Annotated in this window: 17 protein-coding genes; 11 read left to right on the top strand and 6 right to left on the bottom strand. The window is 63.1% G+C overall.

Annotation, left to right across the window (positions count from 1 at the left end):
- Window positions 1–6 precede the first annotated feature (6 nt).
- Window positions 7–228 (top strand): DUF2093 domain-containing protein, encoded by a 222-nt coding sequence (locus WFR25_RS16370; protein WP_336972313.1) that lies wholly within the window; start codon window positions 7–9, stop codon window positions 226–228.
- Window positions 229–549: 321 nt separating this feature from the next.
- On the opposite strand, the gene WFR25_RS16365 is transcribed toward WFR25_RS16370, so the two are convergent.
- The 5 genes from WFR25_RS16365 to WFR25_RS16345 all read right to left on the bottom strand — a co-directional run bounded on the left by WFR25_RS16365 (window position 550) and on the right by WFR25_RS16345 (window position 6,112).
- Window positions 550–792 carry a hypothetical protein gene (locus WFR25_RS16365; protein ID WP_336972311.1) on the bottom strand — a complete coding sequence of 81 codons (243 nt, stop codon included), beginning with the start codon at window positions 790–792 and terminating at the stop codon, window positions 550–552.
- A gap of 61 nt (window positions 793–853) precedes the next feature.
- A complete protein-coding gene (locus tag WFR25_RS16360) occupies window positions 854–1,870 on the bottom strand; it encodes a 2-oxoadipate dioxygenase/decarboxylase family protein (RefSeq protein ID WP_336972310.1) in 1,017 nt (338 codons plus the stop codon).
- 14 nt (window positions 1,871–1,884) lie between these two features.
- Window positions 1,885–3,495 carry a phytoene desaturase family protein gene (locus WFR25_RS16355; RefSeq protein ID WP_336972309.1) on the bottom strand — a complete coding sequence of 537 codons (1,611 nt, stop codon included), beginning with the start codon at window positions 3,493–3,495 and terminating at the stop codon, window positions 1,885–1,887.
- Window positions 3,492–4,652, bottom strand: coding sequence for an aromatic ring-hydroxylating oxygenase subunit alpha (locus WFR25_RS16350; RefSeq protein WP_336974916.1), 1,161 nt, complete (start codon window positions 4,650–4,652; stop codon window positions 3,492–3,494). The genes WFR25_RS16355 and WFR25_RS16350 overlap by 4 nt, the downstream gene beginning before the upstream one ends.
- Window positions 4,653–4,696: 44 nt before the next feature.
- On the bottom strand, window positions 4,697–6,112 hold the full coding sequence (locus WFR25_RS16345; RefSeq protein ID WP_336972307.1) for a helix-turn-helix domain-containing protein: 1,416 nt from the start codon (window positions 6,110–6,112) through the stop codon (window positions 4,697–4,699).
- 109 nt (window positions 6,113–6,221) lie between these two features.
- Between WFR25_RS16345 and WFR25_RS16340 the strand changes: the two genes are divergently transcribed.
- The 10 genes from WFR25_RS16340 to WFR25_RS16295 all read left to right on the top strand — a co-directional run bounded on the left by WFR25_RS16340 (window position 6,222) and on the right by WFR25_RS16295 (window position 18,425).
- On the top strand, window positions 6,222–7,754 hold the full coding sequence (locus tag WFR25_RS16340) for an acyl-CoA carboxylase subunit beta (RefSeq protein ID WP_336972306.1): 1,533 nt from the start codon (window positions 6,222–6,224) through the stop codon (window positions 7,752–7,754).
- Window positions 7,755–7,787: 33 nt separating this feature from the next.
- Window positions 7,788–8,969, top strand: coding sequence for a beta-ketothiolase BktB (gene bktB, locus WFR25_RS16335; protein WP_336974915.1), 1,182 nt, complete (start codon window positions 7,788–7,790; stop codon window positions 8,967–8,969).
- Window positions 8,966–9,403, top strand: coding sequence for a methylmalonyl-CoA epimerase (mce, locus tag WFR25_RS16330; protein ID WP_336972305.1), 438 nt, complete (start codon window positions 8,966–8,968; stop codon window positions 9,401–9,403). Before bktB ends, mce begins: the two co-directional genes overlap by 4 nt.
- 24 nt (window positions 9,404–9,427) lie before the next feature.
- Window positions 9,428–11,581 (top strand): methylmalonyl-CoA mutase, encoded by a 2,154-nt coding sequence (gene scpA, locus WFR25_RS16325; RefSeq protein ID WP_336974914.1) that lies wholly within the window; start codon window positions 9,428–9,430, stop codon window positions 11,579–11,581.
- Complete coding sequence (bioB, locus tag WFR25_RS16320; protein WP_336972304.1) at window positions 11,581–12,582, top strand: biotin synthase BioB; 1,002 nt, start codon at window positions 11,581–11,583, stop codon at window positions 12,580–12,582. Before scpA ends, bioB begins: the two co-directional genes overlap by 1 nt.
- A 125-nt stretch (window positions 12,583–12,707) precedes the next feature.
- Window positions 12,708–14,693: an acetyl/propionyl/methylcrotonyl-CoA carboxylase subunit alpha gene (locus WFR25_RS16315; RefSeq protein ID WP_336972303.1), complete on the top strand. Its 1,986-nt coding sequence runs from the start codon at window positions 12,708–12,710 to the stop codon at window positions 14,691–14,693.
- 75 nt (window positions 14,694–14,768) lie between these two features.
- Window positions 14,769–15,140: a tRNA-binding protein gene (locus tag WFR25_RS16310; RefSeq protein WP_336972302.1), complete on the top strand. Its 372-nt coding sequence runs from the start codon at window positions 14,769–14,771 to the stop codon at window positions 15,138–15,140.
- 19 nt (window positions 15,141–15,159) lie between these two features.
- Window positions 15,160–16,752 carry an MFS transporter gene (locus tag WFR25_RS16305; protein WP_336972300.1) on the top strand — a complete coding sequence of 531 codons (1,593 nt, stop codon included), beginning with the start codon at window positions 15,160–15,162 and terminating at the stop codon, window positions 16,750–16,752.
- A gap of 53 nt (window positions 16,753–16,805) precedes the next feature.
- Window positions 16,806–17,849, top strand: a complete 1,044-nt coding sequence (gene alr, locus WFR25_RS16300; protein WP_336972299.1) for an alanine racemase — start codon at window positions 16,806–16,808, stop codon at window positions 17,847–17,849.
- A 12-nt stretch (window positions 17,850–17,861) separates the two neighbouring features.
- Window positions 17,862–18,425 (top strand): sugar O-acetyltransferase, encoded by a 564-nt coding sequence (locus tag WFR25_RS16295; protein WP_336972296.1) that lies wholly within the window; start codon window positions 17,862–17,864, stop codon window positions 18,423–18,425.
- Between the two features lie 65 nt (window positions 18,426–18,490).
- Here WFR25_RS16295 and WFR25_RS16290 read toward each other — a convergent pair whose 3' ends face one another.
- A complete protein-coding gene (locus tag WFR25_RS16290; RefSeq protein ID WP_336972294.1) occupies window positions 18,491–19,663 on the bottom strand; it encodes an acetyl-CoA C-acetyltransferase in 1,173 nt (390 codons plus the stop codon).
- Between the last annotated feature and the right edge of the window lie 31 nt (window positions 19,664–19,694).

Below are 19,694 nucleotides of genomic sequence, written 5' to 3'. Positions count from 1 at the left end.
GCGTTGATGGCGGATATTCAGGGACTGGCGGTGCTGCACTATGACACGCCGCATTTCGACGTGGAGCGTCCGGGGCAGTTTGTGCTGTGCGCTGTATCTGGCGAGCGGATCGACCTCGACGACTTGAAATATTGGAGCGCGGAGTTTCAGGAGGCCTATCGTGGGCCGGTGGAAGCGACGCGGTCTTTCCTGAAGCATCGCGGAATGCCGGGCGGTCGTGATTCTTAAGGTCTGAATATCGACGGTCGACAATGGTCTGTGGGCGGGCCTGACCGGTCGTCCATCACATGAGCGATGGATTGTTGCAACGCAGCATGAAAACAAGGGGCCTTTAACGCATTCAAACGCTAAATTGCCTCTAGTCATCGTAACTTTACTATTCACTCTGGCGCTGAGATGTTCTACTCTTTCCACTGAGACGGCAAAGATCGTCCAACTGGAAAGGATGGGGACTTATGTCTCGTATGGATATTTTCGGCGATCGTATTTGCGTGGCGACCTGCATGGCCATTGTCGGCTGGTTCGTTTATAATATCATCGGCTGACCTGTCAGTCGGCCAGCGCGCCGCCTTTGCGCGCGGCATTGTAAGAAACGTTGATCATTTGATCCGTTTTCCTGCGACTTTCCCAGGGTGATGTTCGCTTGGCTGCTGGGTGCTGTCCACTATGCATTCTGGCGTGGCGGTCCAATCCAATCCAATCCAATCCAATCCAATCCAATCCAATCCAATCTGCACGTCGGCTGATCGCATCATTTCTTTCAGAAAGCCGTCGCCCGATTTTCCGCACCATGCTCTAAACAGTTCCTGTCCCAACTCCCGCAAGCCCCTGTGTGGAGGCTTTGTACCTGTTCTCAACTCGGCTCGGTAGCGCTGGTCATGGCGAAGATGCCTGTTGCGTTGCCGGTATCGAAGGCGAGGTCCAGGGCGCCCGTCGCCGGATCGAGATCGCGGCTGATAAATTCGTAGAAAGACCCCGGCACGGTGCGCCATTCGCCGTCTGCGAAGGGGCGCTCCAGGCTGTCGGCGCGAAAGGCCGTCTGGCGGACGCGACCTGTGGCGGAGATTTCCAGCTTGGGCTTCATCGGCTTGTCCTGCGCCTTCAACCGATCGGCCAGGGCCGCGACATCGGGCACACGGTCGGTTGCGTGGTTGAAAGCATTGCCTTCGGTGGCGATCCAGGCGGCTTCGTTGGAGCGGGAGAGGAGGAGATCGTAGTCCTCTAGCCTTGGCGGTTGGTGCTGACGATCGAAGGCAGCGATGATCGCGGGAAGCGCGGCCTTTGCCATGGGAAGGGGGGCTTCCTTTGCTTGCGCCATGCGAGCGAGCAGACTTTGCGCGGCATCGTCCAGCGGATCGCCTGAATTGTCAAAAATGCGGTGCGCCGCCTCTGCGAAGTCCGGGTCGAAACGATCGATATGGAGTTCGCTCAGGAAAAATTGGGGGATGACTTCGGGGTGATCCGTGTGGGTGTAGGCGCGGCCCGTCATCCGCAGCCGGTCGAGCGGATAGAGGTCGGCCAGCCGGTAGCCAAGGGGCAGGAAGATGCGGGTGAAGGCGTCTTCGCCCGGTGGAAGCGCGCCGGTAGGCCCCGAAGGGAAACGGATCGTCCGCAGCGCGCCATGGTCGAACAGTACCCTGCCACCGCTCGCCAGCCGGTCGGCGACATAGGCGGCGCCGGTCGGTACGCGGGCCAGCAGGTCGTGGAAGAGGATGACGTTCATCGCCATCGCAAAGGCGGCGCGGGAGGCGGTGTCCCCCTGTTCGGCCAGCAGGGCGGGCGCGATCTCCAGCGCATCGAGGGCGGCGCGGGCATTGCCCTCACCCAGATGGGCGGCGACCAGTGTTGCGATCGTGCCGTTTTCAGCCATATCCCTGCTCCTTCCTAACCGCGTCCGCGCATCCGCCCAATGAGGCTGCGATCGGCCAGCACCGCACGGGCGGCATTATGACCGGGCGCGCCGGTGACGCCGCCGCCCGGATGCGTGCCCGCTCCACACATATACAGCCCCTTTAGCGGTCCGCGATAGCTGCCATGGCCCAGTACCGGGCGCGCGGCCCAAAGCTGATCAAGGCTCATATTGCCATGCATGATGTCGCCGTCGACCAGCCCGAATTTTCGTTCCAGGTCGAGGGGCGAATGAATCTGGCGGGCGATGACCGATGCCTTGAAGCCGGGGGCATAATCCTCGACCGTCTGGAGGATGAGGTCGGCAGCGGCTTCGCGTTCATCGTCCCAGTTGCGACCACCCGGTAGCTCTGATGCGAATTGCTGGCAGAAGAGGCTGGCGACATGGGCGCCGGGCGGCGCGAGGCTGTCGTCGATGGTCGAGGGGATCAGCATCTCGACGATCGGCTTTTTCGCGATGCCATGCTGCTTCGCGTCCAGATAGGCCTGATCCATATAGTCGAGGGTTGGCGCGATGATGATGCCGGACTGGTGATGCTCCCCCGCGCCGGGGAGGCAGGTGAAGTCGGGGAGAGTCGATAGCGCGACATTCATGCGGAAGGTGCCGGAGCCAGCCTTGAACGCGCGAATGCGGCGCAGGAAGTCGGCGGGGACGTCGGCGGTATCTATGAGGCGTTCGTAGAGCAGCTTTGGACCGACATTGGCGATCACCGTGCTGCCGATCACCTCCTCGCCGCTTTCGATGCGCGCGCCGACCGCACGATCACCATCCACAAGGATGCGGGAGACGGGGGCATCGAGGCTGATTTCCACGCCCATGGCGGTCACGATCTTTGCCATGATCTGCGTGATCGCGCCCATGCCGCCGACGCTGTGGCCCCAGGTGCCTTTCTTGCCGTTCACCTCGCCAAAGACATGGTGGAGCAGGACATAGGCGCTGCCGGGGGTGTCGGGGGAGGCGAAGTTGCCGACCACCGCATCAAAGCCGAACGTCGCTTTTACAGCCTCATTCTCGAACCAGCTATCGAGGAAGGTGCGCGCGGATTTGGTGAAGAGGTCGAGGACGTCGCGCTGTTGCTCGATCGAAAGACCCGCGAGGCGGCGGCCCTGTTGGATAGCGTCGAGGATGGTCGCCATGCCTTCGCCGACATTGGGCGGGGCTTTCAGCACCATCTCGCGCAGCACGTCGGCGACGGTTTCCAGCGCGTCATAATAAGCGGGCAGAGCCGCAGCGTCGCGGGTGGAGAAGCGGGCGAACTCGGACTGTGTGCGCTCAAGGCTGCCACCGAGTTTCAGATAGCCGCCATTGGGCTGGGGCAGGAAATTGCTGATCGGCCGCTCGATCACGCGATAGCCATGATCGGCGAGCGCCATGTCGGCGATCACCTTCGGGTTCAGCAGGCTGACGGTGTAGCTGGCGGTCGAGTTGCGGAAACCGGGGGCAAATTCCTCCGTCACCGCCGCGCCGCCGACGATGCTACGCCGTTCGAGAATGCGGACGGAATAGCCTGCGCGGGCGAGGTAGAAGGCGCAGACAAGGCCGTTATGGCCGCCGCCGACGATCACGGCATCATAGCGTTTCGTCATGGGCGGCTCCAGCCGGGCGACGGGGCACGGTGCTGCCGGGCCTGCGGGATCAGGGTGCGGACGCGGCTGTTGAAGTGCCGCAGGGCGACTTCGTCCTCGCTCAATGGGCCGACGGTGAAGCTGTGGCTGGCCATGCCCTGCTGGACGCGCTCGACCAATGCGGCGTCTTCTGCATTGACCTGTCGATTGATGCGCCAGTTGAGGTAGCGGGCGGCGCGCATTTCTCTGCGATCATCCGGGATGGCATAGGCGATTTCGCGGATCAGCGTCTGCGTCGGGCTGACGGGCAGCCATTGCATGAAGTCGATCTGGTCGGGATAGATGTCGAAGGCCATGTTGGGCCAGAGCTTGAAATAGGTCCACAGGCGTTGCCGTTCGGGCGGCAGGTGCGGCTCGGACGGCAGCAGCGCTTGATAGGCGCGTTCGGAAAGGTTGGTCGAGGGGCGGTCGTGGATCGGTCCCCACATGCGATCGACATGCTCGCTGGCTTCCACGCCATAGTCCTTGCCCATCAGTCGCTTGAGGCCGGGATGGGCGATGGTGATGTGCAGGCCGTCGGAATAATTGTCGCCGATATTCTTCCAGTTCACCGCGCGGGGGCGGAGTGTCATCCGGCCGATGGAGCGCAGGTCGTCGAAGCGATAGGGCGCTATTTCGGCAAGATAAGGGGCCATCATCTGGGCGATGGTCGGGCCGCCATCGTCCGCAAGCCGGATGAAAAGGAAGCCCTGAAACTGATCGAGATCGACCGGCGCAAGGCCATGGGCGGCGGGGGCCATCGTGTAGGTGGCGCGGTTGGGGACGCCGGTGAGGGCGCCGGACAGGTCGTAGGTCCAGGCGTGATAGGGGCAGACGAAATTGCGGGCGCACCCGGAAGGACCATCAGCCAAGCGAGCGCCGCGATGGCGGCAGACATTGGCGAAGGCGCGGATGACGCCATCTTCGCCGCGCAGGACGATGATGCTTTCTCCCAGCGTATCGAGCGTGTGATAGTCGCCGGGGTTGGGGATGTCGCTTTGGTGGCAGACGATCTGCCAGGAGGGGCGGAAGATGCGCTGCACTTCCGCCGCGAAGAAATCCGGGTCGCCATAGGTCCATGCAGGCAGGCTCCAGCCCGCGTCGGGGTCTTGCAACTGGCTTCCGGCGGGCGCTTGCATGGTTGTACGTGTGTATAACAGCCGTTCCTCCTCGTCCATCGCTCTCAGGCGATCCAGTAGGGGACGATGTTGCGATGGTCGGGATCGACATGGATTTGCCGGTCGGCGGGCGGGAAGGCGCGCTGATCGCAGCTTTGGCGAGGGCAGAGACGGCAGGTGATGCCGATGGGGGTGGCCGCGCCCTCATCCTCCAGCCGCAGGCCATCAGCATAGACGAAGTTGGCGGCATGGGCGATTTCACAGCCCAGCACCACGGCGTAGCGGCGCGGGGTTCGGGCATAGCTGCCAGAGGGCTTGACCAGCCCCTTGGCCATGGAGACGTAGCGCACGCCGTCCGGCGTTTCGCCAAGCTGCACGTTGATGCGGTCGGGAATGGCGACGGCTTCGTGGACGTTCCACAGCGGGCAGCCGCCGCCGAAGCGGGCGAATTGCAGGCGGGTGGCGCTGTGCCGTTTGGTGATGTTGCCCGCCATATCGACCCGGCAGAAGAAGAAGGGGATGCCGCGCAGCCCCGGCCTCTGGAGGGTTGAGAGGCGGTGGCAGGCCTGTTCGAAGCTGACGCCGAAATTGCGGGCCAGCCGGTCGATATCGTGGCGCAGGGTGCGGGCAGCCTCCCGAAATTGGGCATAGGGCAGGAGCAATGCGCCAGCGGCATAGTTACCAAGGCCGATGGCGAGCAGTCGGTCCGCGCCGGTGACGGGTAAGTTGGCGCGACCCGTGATGTCGGCGATCTCCGCCGCGCCCTCCAGCAGCATCAACTGATGAGCGAGCATGAACTTGCGGCTCTCGGTCGGTAGCGCGGCGTTGACGAACAAGCGTTTTTCGGCGGGGTAGAAAGCGCGCAGCGCCGTGTCCGGCGTGTCCGCGATCAGCGTTTCGATGCCGTGGCGGCGGGCCAGCGCCTCGACCAGCATTCCCTCGTCCAGCGGTTGCCCGGCGGTCAGCTTTGCGGCCATGTCTTCAGCCAGGCAATCAAGCGCGTGGACATAATTGCCGGACTCATGAAACCAGTCGCGCGCAGCCTCCCATGGCAGGCGGGCCTGCACGGCGCTGTCGGTGGCAATCGCCTCCTCGATCATGTTGATTCGCTCATTGGCGCGCAGATGGGCGTTGTACAGGTCGACATAGCGGGCGGCGAATTCGGGGAATTGCAGGTGCAGCTTTTCGATCCGTTCCGGTTCCATCGGCGGGCCGGTCAGTTCAGGGTGGGCGAGCGCATAAGTGAAGGCGCCCAGCAGATGCTCCTCCTCTTGCTTGTCGAAGCTGGCCCAATCGACTGGAAAGGCGTTGGCGAGCGCGGCCTTCACCTTTGCCGTCAGCGGGCGGTCGTCATTTTCCAACTGCGAAAGATAGGAGACGGAGATGCCCAGTGCCTGCGCCATCGCGGCCTGATCCATGCGATGGTCCAGCCGGAGCTGCCGCAGCCGGGGACCGGCGAAGATTCGTGTACCACGTGCCATTCGTCCTCCATATTTTGCGAAGTCGTGATTTGCAAATCCGCAAATTTACATTTGCGAAATTCTGCGGAGACTGTGAAAGGGTTCCGCAGAACGGGAGAGACTGGGCATTATGTCGAAACTGGCCATCATCGAACAGTTGGAAGCCAAGCGCGACGCCGCGCGTCTGGGCGGCGGGCAACGTCGCATCGACGCACAGCATGGCAGGGGCAAGCTGACCGCGCGCGAGCGGGTAGAGGTTTTGTTGGACGAGGACAGCTTTGAAGAGCTGGACATGTATGTCGAGCATAATTGCGTCGATTTCGGCATGGAGGAGCAGCATATTCCGGGCGACGGCGTCGTCACCGGATCGGGCACCATTAATGGCCGCCTGGTATTTTTGTTCAGCCAGGATTTCACTGTCTATGGCGGCGCGGTGTCCGAGCGGCACGCGATGAAGATCTGCAAGATCATGGATAGCGCGATGAAGGTCGGCGCGCCGGTGATCGGCCTCAACGACTCCGGCGGCGCGCGCATCCAGGAAGGCGTTGCATCGCTGGCGGGCTATGCCGAAATCTTTCAGCGCAACGTGCTGGCGTCGGGCGTCATTCCGCAGATCAGCGTCATCATGGGGCCTTGCGCGGGCGGCGCGGTCTATTCCCCGGCGATGACCGACTTCATCTTCATGGTGAAAGATTCGAGCTTCATGTTCGTGACCGGGCCGGACGTGGTGAAGACCGTCACCAACGAGGTCGTGACCCAGGAGGAACTGGGCGGCGCCGTCACCCACACCACCAAATCGGGCGTGGCCGACGTGGCGTTCGAGAATGATATCGAGGCGCTGCTGGCAGTACGCGATTTCGTCGACTTCCTGCCCGCGTCGAACAAGGAGCCGGTGCCCGAGCGGCCAAGCGCGGACCCATGGGATCGGAGCGAGCCGAGTCTGGATACGCTGATCCCCGCCAATGCGAACCAGCCCTATGACATGCACGAATTGATCCGCAAGATCGTGGACGAAGGCGATTTTTTCGAGGTGCAGCCAGCCCATGCGGGCAATATCCTGTGCGGTTTCGGGCGGATCGAGGGCAAGACCGTCGGCATCGTCGCCAACCAGCCGATGGTGCTGGCCGGGGTGCTCGACATCAACTCGTCCAAGAAGGCGGCGCGGTTCGTGCGCTTCTGCGACGCGTTCGAGATTCCGATCGTCACGCTGGTAGACGTGCCGGGTTTCTTGCCGGGGACGGCGCAGGAGCATAACGGCATCATCAAACATGGTGCCAAGCTGCTGTTCGCCTATGCCGAGGCGACGGTGCCCAAGATCACGCTGATCACGCGCAAGGCCTATGGCGGCGCCTATGACGTCATGTCGTCCAAGCATCTGCGCGGCGACCTGAACTATGCCTGGCCGACCGCCGAGATTGCGGTGATGGGCGCGAAGGGCGCGGTAGAGATCATCTTCCGCGGCAAGACGGCGGACGAGATCGCCGAACGGACCAAGGAATATGAGGACCGCTTCGCCAACCCGTTCGTGGCGGCGAGCAAGGGCTTCATCGACGAGGTGATCCAGCCGCACTCGACCCGCAAGCGGATTGCCCTGGGGCTTCGCAAGCTGCGGAACAAGGCGATTGAGAATCCCTGGAAGAAGCACGACAATATCCCGCTTTGACGCGGTATCGGAGAGAATTTCCAAATGGCTGAATTGCAGGATATTTACATCGTCAGCGGCGTGCGGACCGCGATTGGCGACTTTGGCGGCGCGCTCAAGGGCTTCCTGCCCAGCGACCTTGGAGCCAAGGTCGTGGCGGAGGCGCTGAACCGCGCCGGGGTTGCGCCGGGCGATGTGGAACATGTCGTATTCGGGCAGGTCATGCCTACCAGCGCGAAGGATGGGATGCTGGCGCGCGCCTGCGCGCTGAACGCCGGGGTGCCGGTGGAGACGCCCGCGCTGACGCTGAACCGCCTGTGCGGATCGGGCGTGCAGGCGATTATATCCGCTGCGCAGATGATGAAACTGGGCGAAGCCGGGATCACGGTCGCGGGCGGTACCGAGAGCATGTCCAACGTGCCCTATCACGACCATGGCGTGCGCTGGGGCAAGAAGATGGGCGACAATGTTCTGGTCGACGCGCTGACGCAGGGATTGCAGGACGGGATCGGCGGCTATCATATGGGCGTCACGGCGGAAAATGTGGCCGAACGTCATTGCATCACTCGCGAGGAGCAGGATGCGTTGGCGCTGGAAGGGCATCAGCGCGCGAGCCGCGCCATTGCCGAGGGACGGTTCAAGGACCAGATTCTTCCCATCGAGATCAAGACCCGCAAGGGCATGACCCTTTTTGACACCGACGAGCATCCGCGCGCCGACACCAGCGCTGAGACGCTGGCGGGCATGAGGGCGGTGTTCAAGAAGGACGGCACGGTAACGGCGGCGAACGCATCCGGCATCAACGATGGTGCGGCGGCAGTCGTGCTGGCGACGGGCGCCGAAGTGGAAAAGCGCGGGTTGAAGCCGCTGGCGAAGATCATCGCCTGGGGCCATGCCGGGGTTGAACCCGAATATATGGGTGAAGGGCCGATCAAGGCTGTCCCCGTCGCGTTGAAGCGCGCCGGACTGACGCTGGACCAGATGGACGTGATCGAGGCGAATGAGGCTTTCGCGGCGCAGGCGCTGGCCGTCGCCAAGGAGCTGGGTTTCGATCGTGAGAAGCTGAACCCCAACGGGTCGGGCGTGGCGCTGGGCCATCCGGTCGGTGCGACGGGCTGCATCCTGACGGTGAAGGCCGCCTATGAACTGAAGCGGATCGGCGGCAAATATGCGCTGATCACCATGTGCATTGGTGGCGGGCAGGGCATCGCGATGATCATCGAGAATGTGGCATGAAGCTGGGCCGCCTCAACCATATCGGCGTTGCTACCCCCTCGCTGGAGGCGAGCATCGCTTATTATCGCGACGTAATGGGCGCGACCATCACGCATGAACCGTTCGACCTGCCCGCGCAGGGTGTGAAGGTATGCTTCGTCGATACGCCGGGTGAGAATGGCACCAATGGGACGCAGATCGAATTGATCGAGCCGCTGGGTGAAGCCTCGCCGATCCATGGCTTTATCGCCAAGAACCCGGCCGGTGGGCAGCATCATATGTGCTATGAAGTACCCGACATCCATGCGGCCAAAGCGTGGTTCGAAAAGCTGGGCAAGAAGGTGCTGGGTGAACCGCGCATCGGTGCGCACGGCACGCTGATCTTCTTCGTGCATCCCAAGGACATGAACGGGGTGCTGACCGAGATCATGGAAACGCCCAAGGGCGGGCATTGAGCAATTGCTGAAGGTTTGATGGAAATGACGCAGAAGCCGACGCAGGACCAGTGGGCCGCCGCCGCCGACAAGGAGGTGAAGGGCAAGGATCTGACCTGGCGCACGCCCGAGGGGATCGACGTCAAGCCGCTCTATACGGCGGAGGACGTCACCGTCGATCCGGGCCTGCCGGGCTTTGCGCCGTTCACGCGCGGGGTGCGCGCGTCCATGTATGCGGGCCGTCCCTGGACCATCCGTCAATATGCGGGCTTTTCGACCGCCGAGGAGTCCAACGCCTTCTACAAGCGCAATCTGGCCGCGGGGCAGAAGGGGCTGTCGGTCGCGTTCGATCTGGCCACCCATCGCGGCTATGACAGCGACCATCCGCGCGTAACCGGCGACGTCGGCAAGGCAGGCGTGGCGATAGACACGCTGGAGGATATGAAGATCCTGTTCGACGGGATTCCGCTCGACAAGATGAGCGTGTCCATGACGATGAACGGGGCGGTGATCCCGATCCTGGCCTTCTTCATCGTGACGGGAGAGGAACAGGGCGTCGACCGCAAGCTGCTGGACGGAACCATTCAGAATGACATTCTGAAGGAGTTCATGGTCCGCAACACCTATATCTATCCGCCCGAACCCTCGATGCGGATCATCTCCGACATTTTCGGCTATACGTCGCGTGAGATGCCCAAGTTCAACAGCATCTCCATCTCCGGCTATCATATGCAGGAGGCCGGGGCGACGCAGGTGCAGGAACTGGCCTTCACCATCGCCGACGGCATGGAATATGTGAAATATGGCGTGGCGTCGGGCCTCGACATCGACAAATTCGCCGGACGTCTGAGCTTCTTTTTCGCCATCGGCATGAACTTCTTCATGGAGATCGCCAAGCTGCGCGCGGCCCGCGTGCTGTGGCACCGCTCCATGACCAAGCTGGGCGCGCAGGATGAGCGCAGCAAGATGCTGCGGACGCATTGCCAGACCAGCGGCGTGTCGCTGACCGAACAGGACCCGTATAACAACATCATCCGCACCACGGTCGAGGCGATGGCCTCGATGCTGGGCGGTACCCAGTCGCTGCACACCAATGCGCTGGACGAAGCGATCGCGCTGCCCACCGACTTTTCCGCCCGCATCGCGCGCAATACGCAGATCATCATCCAGGAAGAAACCGGGATGACCAAGGTCGTCGATCCGCTGGGTGGCAGCTATTATATCGAGGCGCTGACCCAGCAACTGGTCGACGCCGCGCAGGAGATTATCGACCGCGTACAGGCCGAAGGCGGCATGGCGAAGGCCGTGGCGGCTGGCTGGCCCAAAGCGATGATCGAGGAAGCGGCGGCCGGGCGGCAGGCGCGTGTCGACCGCGCCGATGACGTGATCGTGGGCGTCAACAAATACCGCCTCGCGACCGAGGATTTCCTCGAAACGCTGGACATCGACAACGCCAAGGTCCGCGAAGGCCAGATCGCCCGCATCAATAAGACCAAGGCCGAGCGTGACGAGGACAAGTGCCAAGCCGCTTTGCAGGCGTTGCGCGAAGGCGCGACCAAGCCTTCGAGCATCGAGAATAACCTGCTGGCGTTGGCCGTGGAGTGCGCGCGCGCACGCGCCACGCTGGGCGAGATTTCATCGGCGATGGAAGAGAGCTTCAATCGCTACGGTACGACGCCAACGCCCGTGAAGGGCGTTTATGCGGCCCCCTATGAGGGGGATAGCCGCTGGCAACAGGTTCTTGACGGAGTGCAGGCCGTCGAGCGGCGCCTCGGTCGCAAGCCCAAACTGCTCGTCGCAAAGATGGGGCAGGATGGGCATGATCGAGGCGCCAACGTCATCGCCTCCGCGTTCGGGGACATGGGGTTCGACGTCGTGTCGGGACCGTTGTTCCAGACGCCGGAGGAAACCGTGGTGCTGGCGCTGGAGAGCAGCGTCGACGTAGTGGGGGCGTCATCATTGGCGGCAGGGCACAAGACGTTGATCCCCGACCTGATCGCCAAGCTGCGCGAGGCCGGTCGCAACGACATCAAGGTGATCGCAGGCGGGGTCATTCCGCCGCAGGACTATGACTTCCTCCGTGACGCGGGCGTTCAGGGCATTTATGGGCCGGGTTCCAATGTCGTGGAATGCGCCGCCGATGTGCTGCGCCTCCTCGGCCACAACATGCCCCCTGCCGGGCTGGAGGAAGCCGCCTAATGACCGCACCTGTTCGCATCGACTGGACGCGCGAGGAAATCGCGACCCTGTTCGACCTGCCCTTCAACGATCTGATGTTCGAGGCCCAGACCATCCATCGCGCGAACTTCCCGCGCAATGAGGTCCAGCTATCGACTCTGCTGTCGATCAAGACCGGTGGGTGCCCGGAGGATTGCGGCTATTGCAACCAGTCCGCCTCGGCGGAATCGGGCCTGAAGGCTGAAAAGTTGATGAGCGTGCAATCGGTCATGCAGGCTGCGGCACAAGCGAAGGATGCGGGAAGTTCGCGCTTTTGCATGGGTGCTGCTTGGCGCAATCCCAAGGAGCGGGACATGCCCGCCATCGTGTCGATGGTGAAGGGTGTGCGCCAGATGGGCATGGAAACCTGCATGACGCTGGGGATGCTGACGCAGGGGCAGGCGAAGACGCTGGCCGACGCGGGCCTCGATTATTACAACCATAATATCGACACCTCGCCCGAACATTATGAGAAGGTCATCACCACCCGGACCTTTGACGACCGGCTGGAAACGCTGGAAAATGTTCGCAATAGCGGGATTAACGTCTGCTCGGGCGGGATAGTCGGCATGGGTGAGGCGCGTGAGGATCGCGTCGGCTTTCTCCATGCGCTCGCGACCCTGCCCGAACACCCCCAAAGCGTGCCGATCAACGCGCTGGTGCCGGTCAAGGGCACGGTGCTGGGCGATATGCTGGCCGACACGCCGCTCGCCAAGATCGACGAGATCGAGTTCGTGCGGACCGTGGCCGTGGCGCGGATCGTGATGCCGCAGAGCATGGTGCGGTTGAGTGCGGGCCGCGAGAGCATGAGCGAGGCGTGCCAGGCGCTGTGCTTCATGGCGGGCGCGAACAGTATCTTCACCGGCGACCGGCTGCTGACGACGCCGAACGCAGGCGACAATGCCGACACGGCGTTGTTCGCCAAGCTGGGCGTGGTGCCGATGCAGGCCGAAGTTAAGGCGCATCTGGAGGCGGCGGAATAATCACACACCCGTCATGCCGGAATTGATCCGGTATCCAGAGTGTCGCGGGAAGTGCCTGCGGTTCTGGTCCCGCTTAAATCCGGGGTGACGGACATGGACTTAGACAGACTGGGGCAGGAACAAGAATGGCAATCACCAAGATCCTGATCGCGAACCGTGGCGAAATCGCGTGCCGCGTCATTCGCACGGCGCGCAAGATGGGCATCAAGACCGTGGCGGTCTATTCGGACGCCGACAGCCGCGCGCCGCATGTGCTGCTGGCGGATGAGGCTGTACATATCGGCCCGTCGCCCGCCGCCCAATCATACCTGATCGCGGACAAGATCATTCAGGCGTGCAAGGATACAGGCGCTGACGCCGTGCATCCGGGCTATGGCTTCCTGTCGGAGCGGGAGAGCTTCCGGAAGGCACTGGACGCCGAGGGCATCATCTTTGTCGGCCCCCCCGCCAATGCGATCGCGGCGATGGGCGACAAGATCGAGTCCAAGAAGCTGGCGATGGCAGCGGGCGTCAATGTCGTCCCCGGCTTTGTCGGCGTGATCGAGGACACCGAACATGCTGTGAAGATCTCCAACGAGATCGGCTATCCGGTGATGATGAAGGCATCGGCTGGCGGCGGCGGCAAGGGGATGCGGCTGGCCTATAGCGAGCAGGATGTGCGCGAAGGCTTTGAGGCAACCAAGCGCGAAGGGCTGAACAGCTTTGGCGATGACCGCGTGTTCATCGAGAAGTTCATCGAAAGCCCGCGCCATATCGAAATCCAGATATTGGGCGATCAGCACGGCAATATCGTCTATCTGAACGAACGCGAATGTTCGATCCAGCGTCGCCACCAGAAGGTGGTCGAGGAAGCGCCGTCGCCCTTCGTCACGCCCAAGATGCGGAAGGCCATGGGCGAACAGTGCGTCGCGCTGGCGCGTGCGGTCGGCTATTTCAGCGCGGGGACGGTCGAACTGATCGTGTCGGGCGCGGACACGACCGGCGAGGGCTTCTACTTCCTGGAGATGAACACCCGGTTGCAGGTTGAACATCCCGTGACCGAGGAAATCACCGGCCTCGATCTGGTCGAGCAGATGATCCGCGTCGCCAATGGCGAGGCGCTGGCGTTCGGCCAGGACGATGTGAAGATCAACGGCTGGTCGATCGAGAATCGTGTCTATGCCGAAGACCCTTATCGCGGCTTTCTGCCGTCCACTGGTCGCCTGATCCGCTATAATCCGCCCGAGGCCATTGACGGCGTGCGTGTGGACGATGGCGTGGAAGAGGGCGGCGAGGTCAGCATGTTCTACGACCCGATGATCGCCAAGCTCATTACCTGGGCGCCGACGCGGCTGGAGGCGATCGACAAGCAGATCGCGGCGCTCGACCGGTTCGAAATTGACGGGCCGGGCCACAATATCGATTTCGTGTCGGCGCTGATGCAGCATGAGCGGTTCCGCTCGGGCAACATCACCACCGGCTTCATCGCAGAGGAATATCCCGACGGCTTCCAGGGCGCGCCCGCGTCACCGGAACTGCTCAAGAGGCTGGCGGCGATCGGAGCCTTTGCGGCGATGGCGCAGGCTGATCGCGCACGGCGGATCGACGGGCAACTGGGCAACAAGCTGAAGGCCCCGACCGGCTGGCAGGTGAAGATTGGCGACCTGTTGCACGACGTCGTCATCAAGGGCGACGATGTGAGCGTGGATGGCGAAGCGATCGACATGGCGCTGGAATATACGCCGGGCGACCGGCTGATTGAGGCCGAGTTTGGCGACGACGAACTGGCCGTGAAGATCGCGTCCGTGCGCGCGGGCTTCGTGCTGACGGCGCATGGGGCGAGCCACAAGCTGCGCATCCTGCCCGCACATGCTGCGCCCTATGCGGCGCACATGATCGAAAAGATCCCGCCAGACCTGTCGCGCTACCTGATTTGCCCGATGCCGGGCCTGCTTGTCGCGCTGAACGTCAAGGAAGGCGACAAGGTGGAGGCCGGACAGCCGCTTGCGGTCATTGAGGCGATGAAGATGGAAAATATCCTGCGCGCGCAGAAGTCGGGGACCGTCAAGAGCGTGTCGGCGGCGCAGGGCGAAAGCCTGCCGGTGGATGCGATCATCCTGGAGATGGAATAGCCTTCATGCCGTTCGTTTCGGGGGAAGCGAGAGCCTCTCTCGACTTCGCCCGCGACGAACGGATAGGGTGCCTCCATGCACCTGACTCACGACCCTGCCGCGCTACCTGCTGATACCATCGATTTCGATGATTTCCTGGCGGTCGATATCCGCATCGGGACCATCGTTTCGGCGGAAGCCTATCCCGATGCGCGCAAGCCGGCCTATAAACTGCTGATCGATTTCGGGCCGGGGATTGGCCATAAGAAATCGAGTGCGCAGATTACAGAGAATTACACGCTGGATGCCCTGCCGGGGCGTCAGGTCGCGGCAGTGGTCAACTTTGCGCCGCGCCAGATCGGCAAATTTCTGTCTGAAGTGCTGACATTGGGCTTTGCGGACGAGGCGGGTGCGGTGACGCTGTTCGCGCCGGACAAGGCAGTGCCGAACGGGGCGCGGTTGTTCTAAGGACTTTGGGAGGGGCAGGATGGCGGGGGCGGCAGTCGGTGGTGACTATGTGATGGACGCGAAGCGGGACCGGTTGGTCATTACCGCTTCGGCGCTGGGCACCGTGTTCGAATGGTATGATTTCTATATCTACGGGGTGCTGGCGCCGATCATTGGCCGCACCTTCTTTCCCACCGACAATCCGACTGTGGAGTTGCTCTATTCGCTGGCGGGTTTCGCCATCGGCTTCGGCTTTCGGCCGCTGGGCGCGATGCTGTTCGGCTATCTGGGCGATCGGCTGGGACGAAAATATACATTCCTGGCGACCATCATCCTGATGGGGGTCGCGACGGCGGGGGTGGGGCTGACGCCCTCCGCCGCCAGCATCGGCGTGGCCGCGCCGATCATCCTGATCCTGTTGCGGATCGCGCAGGGGCTGGCGCTGGGCGGTGAATATGGCGGGGCGGCGATCTATGTCGCGGAACATGCGCCAGCGGGCAAGCGCGGCTTCTATACCAGCTTCATTCAGGCGGGCGTGATCGGCGGGTTCATCCTGTCGCTGATCGTCGTGGTCGGTACGCAATGGATCGTGGGGCCAGAGGTGTGGCAGGCCTGGGGTTGGCGGCTGCCCTTCATCTTCTCGCTTGCGCTATTGGCGATTTCGCTCTGGATGCGGTTGATGCTGCGCGAAAGCCCGGTATTCATGGCGATGAAGAAAGCGGGGACGCAGGCGAAAAATCCGCTCAAGGAAGCCTTCACCTATCCCGGCAACAGGAAGCGGATGCTGGTCGCTATGATCGGGATCGCGGCGGGCTTTACCGTGATCGCCTATACGGTGATGTTCCAGGCGCTCTATTTCCTCCAGAGCGGGCTGCATGTGTCGCCCGGTATCGCGCAGTTGCTGGTGGGCGGCAGCGCCTTTGCCGGGATGGGCGCGTTCATCTTCTTTGGCTGGCTGTCGGATCGGGTGGGGCGCAAGAAGCCGATCATCATCGGCTATGCGCTGGTGCTGGCGCTGTTGATACCGCTCTATCAGTTCATGGGCAGCACGGCGAACCCGGCGCTGGCCGCAGCGGCGGAGCGGGCGCCCGTAGTCGTCAGCGGGCCGGATTGTCGTTTCGATCCTTTCGCGAAGGTGCAACCAACCGTCTGTGGCAAACTGCTCGATCATTTTTCCAAGCGCGGCCTTCCTTATGAGAAACAGGTTGGTGCAACGCCCGCCGTCAGCATCGGCGGGCTGCCGGTTGTGGATTTGAGCGCGGTTGGGCTGGATAACGCGCTCAAGGCCAAGGGCTATGATTTCGGGACGATAACGCCGGACTGGCCGCGGGCGATGCTGTTGTTCGGCGCGTTGCTGCTGCTGTGGACGCTTTCGGGGGCGACCTATGGGCCGGTCGCGGCTTTGTTGTCGGAATATTTTCCGGCGCGCATCCGCTATAGTTCTCTGTCCATCCCCTATCATATCGGCACCGGCTATTTCGGCGGATTTCTACCGCTGGTCAGTCAATATATGGTCGCGCGGACGGGCGATCCCTATGCGGGGCTGTGGTACACAATGGTCGTGGTTGCCGCCGCACTCGTGACCTGCCTGATCGCCCTGCCGGAGACGCGGGGCAACAGGCTGGACGCCTGAATAGGCGAAGCGGACGCTCGACCTTGGGGCGGGATGGCGCTATCGGCGGGGCAATGACTGGCTTTACCGCTCCGCTGCGCCTGCGCCTGAATGGCGACGCGCTTGTGTCCAACTGGCGCTGGCTGAGGGCGCGGGGCGGCGGCGCGGCTTGCGGCGCGGCGATCAAGGCGGACGGCTATGGGCTGGGCGCGGCTGAGGTCATGGCGCGGCTGGCGGCGGCGGGGTGCCGCGATTTCTTCGTCTCCAACTGGGCGGAGGCGGCGGCACTGGAGCCGATCGCTGATGGCCTCTCGCTCTCGGTTCTGCATGGCGTGCGAGACGAGGATATGGCGCCGGCACTCAAATCGCGCGCACGGCCTGTATTATGTTCGATCGGGCAGATCGCGCGCTGGAAAGCGGCGGGTGGTGGCGCCTGCGACGTGATGGTCGATACCGGCATGAACCGGCTGGGGCTGGACTGGGGCGGCGATGTGGCGGCGATGATCGCGGGGCTGCGGGTCGAAACGCTGATGAGCCACCTTGCCTCGGGCGATGAGGAGAGCGCGCTGAATGCCGTACAGCGGGATCGTTTCGCGGCGCTGCGGGCGGTGGTCCCTGCGCGGCGCTACAGCCTCGCGAACAGCGCGGGTATTTGTCTGGGTGAGGATTATGCCCATGACCTGACGCGGCCCGGCGTGGCGCTCTATGGCGGGGTGCCGCGTGGGGAAGCAAAGGGGCATATCGCGCAGGTAGTGCAGCCGCAGGCGCAGATTTTGCAGCGGCGGCGTGTGATTGCGGGCGACACGATCGGCTATAATGCGACCCATGAGGCGCCAGCGGACATGGAGGTCGCGGTGCTGAATCTGGGCTATGCCGATGGCTATCTGCGCGGCTTTTCCGGGCGTGGGGCTGCGGTCGGCGATGGCGTGCGGCTGCCGGTGATCGGGCGGGTGTCGATGGATCTGATCGCGGTGGATGTGGGTGCGGCTCCGCATGTGGGGGAGGGGGACTGGCTGACGATCGACTATGCACTTCCGCAAGCGGCAGCGGTGTCGGGGCTTTCGCAATATGAATTGCTGACGGGGCTTGGCGCGCGGTTCGATCGGCTTTGGAACTAATGGCCAAGCGATATGGATGAACGGAGCGAGAAGGCGAAGATGCTGGCGGGCGACCTCTATATCGCCAATAGCCCCGAACTGATCGCCGACAGCGCGCGCATTTTTGCATGGATGGCGCGATATAATGCTTCGCTGGCCGAGACGGTCGAGGCCCGCCACGCGATGCTGGTGGAGGCGTTGGGCAGCGTCGGCGCGGGTGCGGTCATCCGTCCGCCATTTCATTGCGACTATGGCTATAATATCAGCCTGGGCGACGGGGTGTTCCTGAACTTCAACTGCGTCATCCTGGACGTGGTCGCCGTGACCATCGGCGCGGGAACGCAGATCGGGTCGTGCGTCCAGATATTGACGGCGGATCATCCGCGCGACCCGGCGCTGCGGGCGCGGATGCTGGAGTCGGGCAAGCCCATTTCGATCGGTCGCAATGTGTGGATTGGCGGCGGCGCGATTATCCTGCCGGGTGTGACGGTCGGTGATGATGCCATCATCGGAGCGGGTAGCGTCGTCACCCGCGATGTGCCTGCGGGCGCCACGGTGATGGGTAACCCGGCGCGGGTAAGAACGCCGATAGACTAAATAAAGAAAAGGCCGCTGACCTGTACAGGTCAGCGGCCTCTCTCGCCGGTTGGCGATGCGTTAGCTTACCGCTCGATGCACAGGGCGATGCCCATGCCGCCGCCGATGCAGAGGGTGGCAAGACCCTTCTTCGCGTCGCGCTTGCCCATTTCATAGAGCAGGGTGGTCAGGATGCGCGCGCCCGATGCGCCGATGGGATGGCCGATGGCGATCGCGCCGCCATTGACGTTGACCTTCGACGCGTCCCAGCCCAGTTCCTTGCCGACCGAGAGTGCCTGCGCGGCGAAGGCTTCATTGGCTTCGATCAGGTCGAGGTCGGCGACCGACCAGCCCGCTTTTTCCAGCGCCTTGCGGCTGGCCGGGGCCGGGCCGATGCCCATGATCGACGGGTCGACGCCGCAGGTCGCCCAACTGGCAACGCGGCCAAGGATGGTCGCACCGCGCTTGGCGGCATCATCCGCGCTCATCAGCACAAGCGCTGCGCCGCCGTCATTCAGGCCGCTGGCGTTGGCGGCGGTGACGGTGCCGTCCTTCTTGAAGGCGGGCTTCAGGCCAGCCATCGCCTCGATCGTCGCGCCGTCGCGGATATATTCGTCGGTGTCGACGATGGTGTCGCCCTTGCGGCCCTTGATCGTGACCGCTGCAATCTCGTCCTTGAAGCGGCCCGAGGCGCGGGCGGCAGAGGCCTTGTTCTGGCTGGCGACGGCGAAGGCGTCCTGATCTTCGCGGGTGATCTGATACTTCTCCGCCAGATTTTCGGCGGTGATGCCCATATGATAGCCGTTGAAGGCATCCGTCAGGCCGTCGAGGACCATCGTATCGACCAGGCTGACATTACCCATCTTGGTGCCGCCGCGCAGCTTTTGCGCGTGGGGGGAGAGGGACATGCTTTCCTGTCCCCCCGCGACCATGATGCGCGCGTCGCCGGTGGCGATCGCCTGCGCCGCGAGGGCGACGGCGCGCAGGCCGGAACCACAGACCTGATTGATGGCGAAGGCGGTGCGATCGACGGGGATGCCCGCGGCGACGGCGGCTTGACGAGCCGGGTTCTGGCCCAGCGCGGCGGTCAGGACATGGCCCAATATCACTTCGTCGACTTCATCGGGCGACACGCCCGCCTGCGTCAGTGCGGCCTGAATTGCGATGCTGCCCAGTTCATGCGCGGGAACGCTGCCGAGGCTGCCTAGGAAACTGCCCACGGGGGTACGCTTGGCGGCGGTGATGACGATATCGGTCAATGGACATATCCTCTGTTCAAGGGAGCGTTTC

This window comes from Sphingobium aromaticiconvertens, assembly GCF_037154075.1.
GTDB classification, from domain to species: Bacteria; Pseudomonadota; Alphaproteobacteria; order Sphingomonadales; family Sphingomonadaceae; genus Sphingobium; species Sphingobium aromaticiconvertens.
This window is presented reverse-complemented; position numbering and strand designations above follow the sequence as displayed.

Bases quoted from the DNA above. Each gene is read 5' to 3' on its own strand.
- mce (WP_336972305.1), top strand. From the start codon at position 8,966: ATGAAGCTGGGCCGCCTCAACCATATCGGCGTTGCTACCCCCTCGCTG.
- WFR25_RS16370 (WP_336972313.1), top strand. From the start codon at position 7: ATGGCGGATATTCAGGGACTGGCGGTGCTGCACTATGACACGCCGCAT.
- bioB (WP_336972304.1), top strand. From the start codon at position 11,581: ATGACCGCACCTGTTCGCATCGACTGGACGCGCGAGGAAATCGCGACC.
- WFR25_RS16345 (WP_336972307.1), bottom strand. From the start codon at position 6,112: ATGGCACGTGGTACACGAATCTTCGCCGGTCCCCGGCTGCGGCAGCTC.
- WFR25_RS16315 (WP_336972303.1), top strand. From the start codon at position 12,708: ATGGCAATCACCAAGATCCTGATCGCGAACCGTGGCGAAATCGCGTGC.
- WFR25_RS16295 (WP_336972296.1), top strand. From the start codon at position 17,862: ATGGATGAACGGAGCGAGAAGGCGAAGATGCTGGCGGGCGACCTCTAT.
- WFR25_RS16310 (WP_336972302.1), top strand. From the start codon at position 14,769: ATGCACCTGACTCACGACCCTGCCGCGCTACCTGCTGATACCATCGAT.
- scpA (WP_336974914.1), top strand. From the start codon at position 9,428: ATGACGCAGAAGCCGACGCAGGACCAGTGGGCCGCCGCCGCCGACAAG.
- WFR25_RS16355 (WP_336972309.1), bottom strand. From the start codon at position 3,495: ATGACGAAACGCTATGATGCCGTGATCGTCGGCGGCGGCCATAACGGC.
- WFR25_RS16350 (WP_336974916.1), bottom strand. From the start codon at position 4,652: ATGCAAGCGCCCGCCGGAAGCCAGTTGCAAGACCCCGACGCGGGCTGG.
- alr (WP_336972299.1), top strand. From the start codon at position 16,806: ATGACTGGCTTTACCGCTCCGCTGCGCCTGCGCCTGAATGGCGACGCG.
- WFR25_RS16365 (WP_336972311.1), bottom strand. From the start codon at position 792: ATGGTGCGGAAAATCGGGCGACGGCTTTCTGAAAGAAATGATGCGATC.
- WFR25_RS16305 (WP_336972300.1), top strand. From the start codon at position 15,160: ATGGCGGGGGCGGCAGTCGGTGGTGACTATGTGATGGACGCGAAGCGG.
- WFR25_RS16340 (WP_336972306.1), top strand. From the start codon at position 6,222: ATGTCGAAACTGGCCATCATCGAACAGTTGGAAGCCAAGCGCGACGCC.
- WFR25_RS16360 (WP_336972310.1), bottom strand. From the start codon at position 1,870: ATGGCTGAAAACGGCACGATCGCAACACTGGTCGCCGCCCATCTGGGT.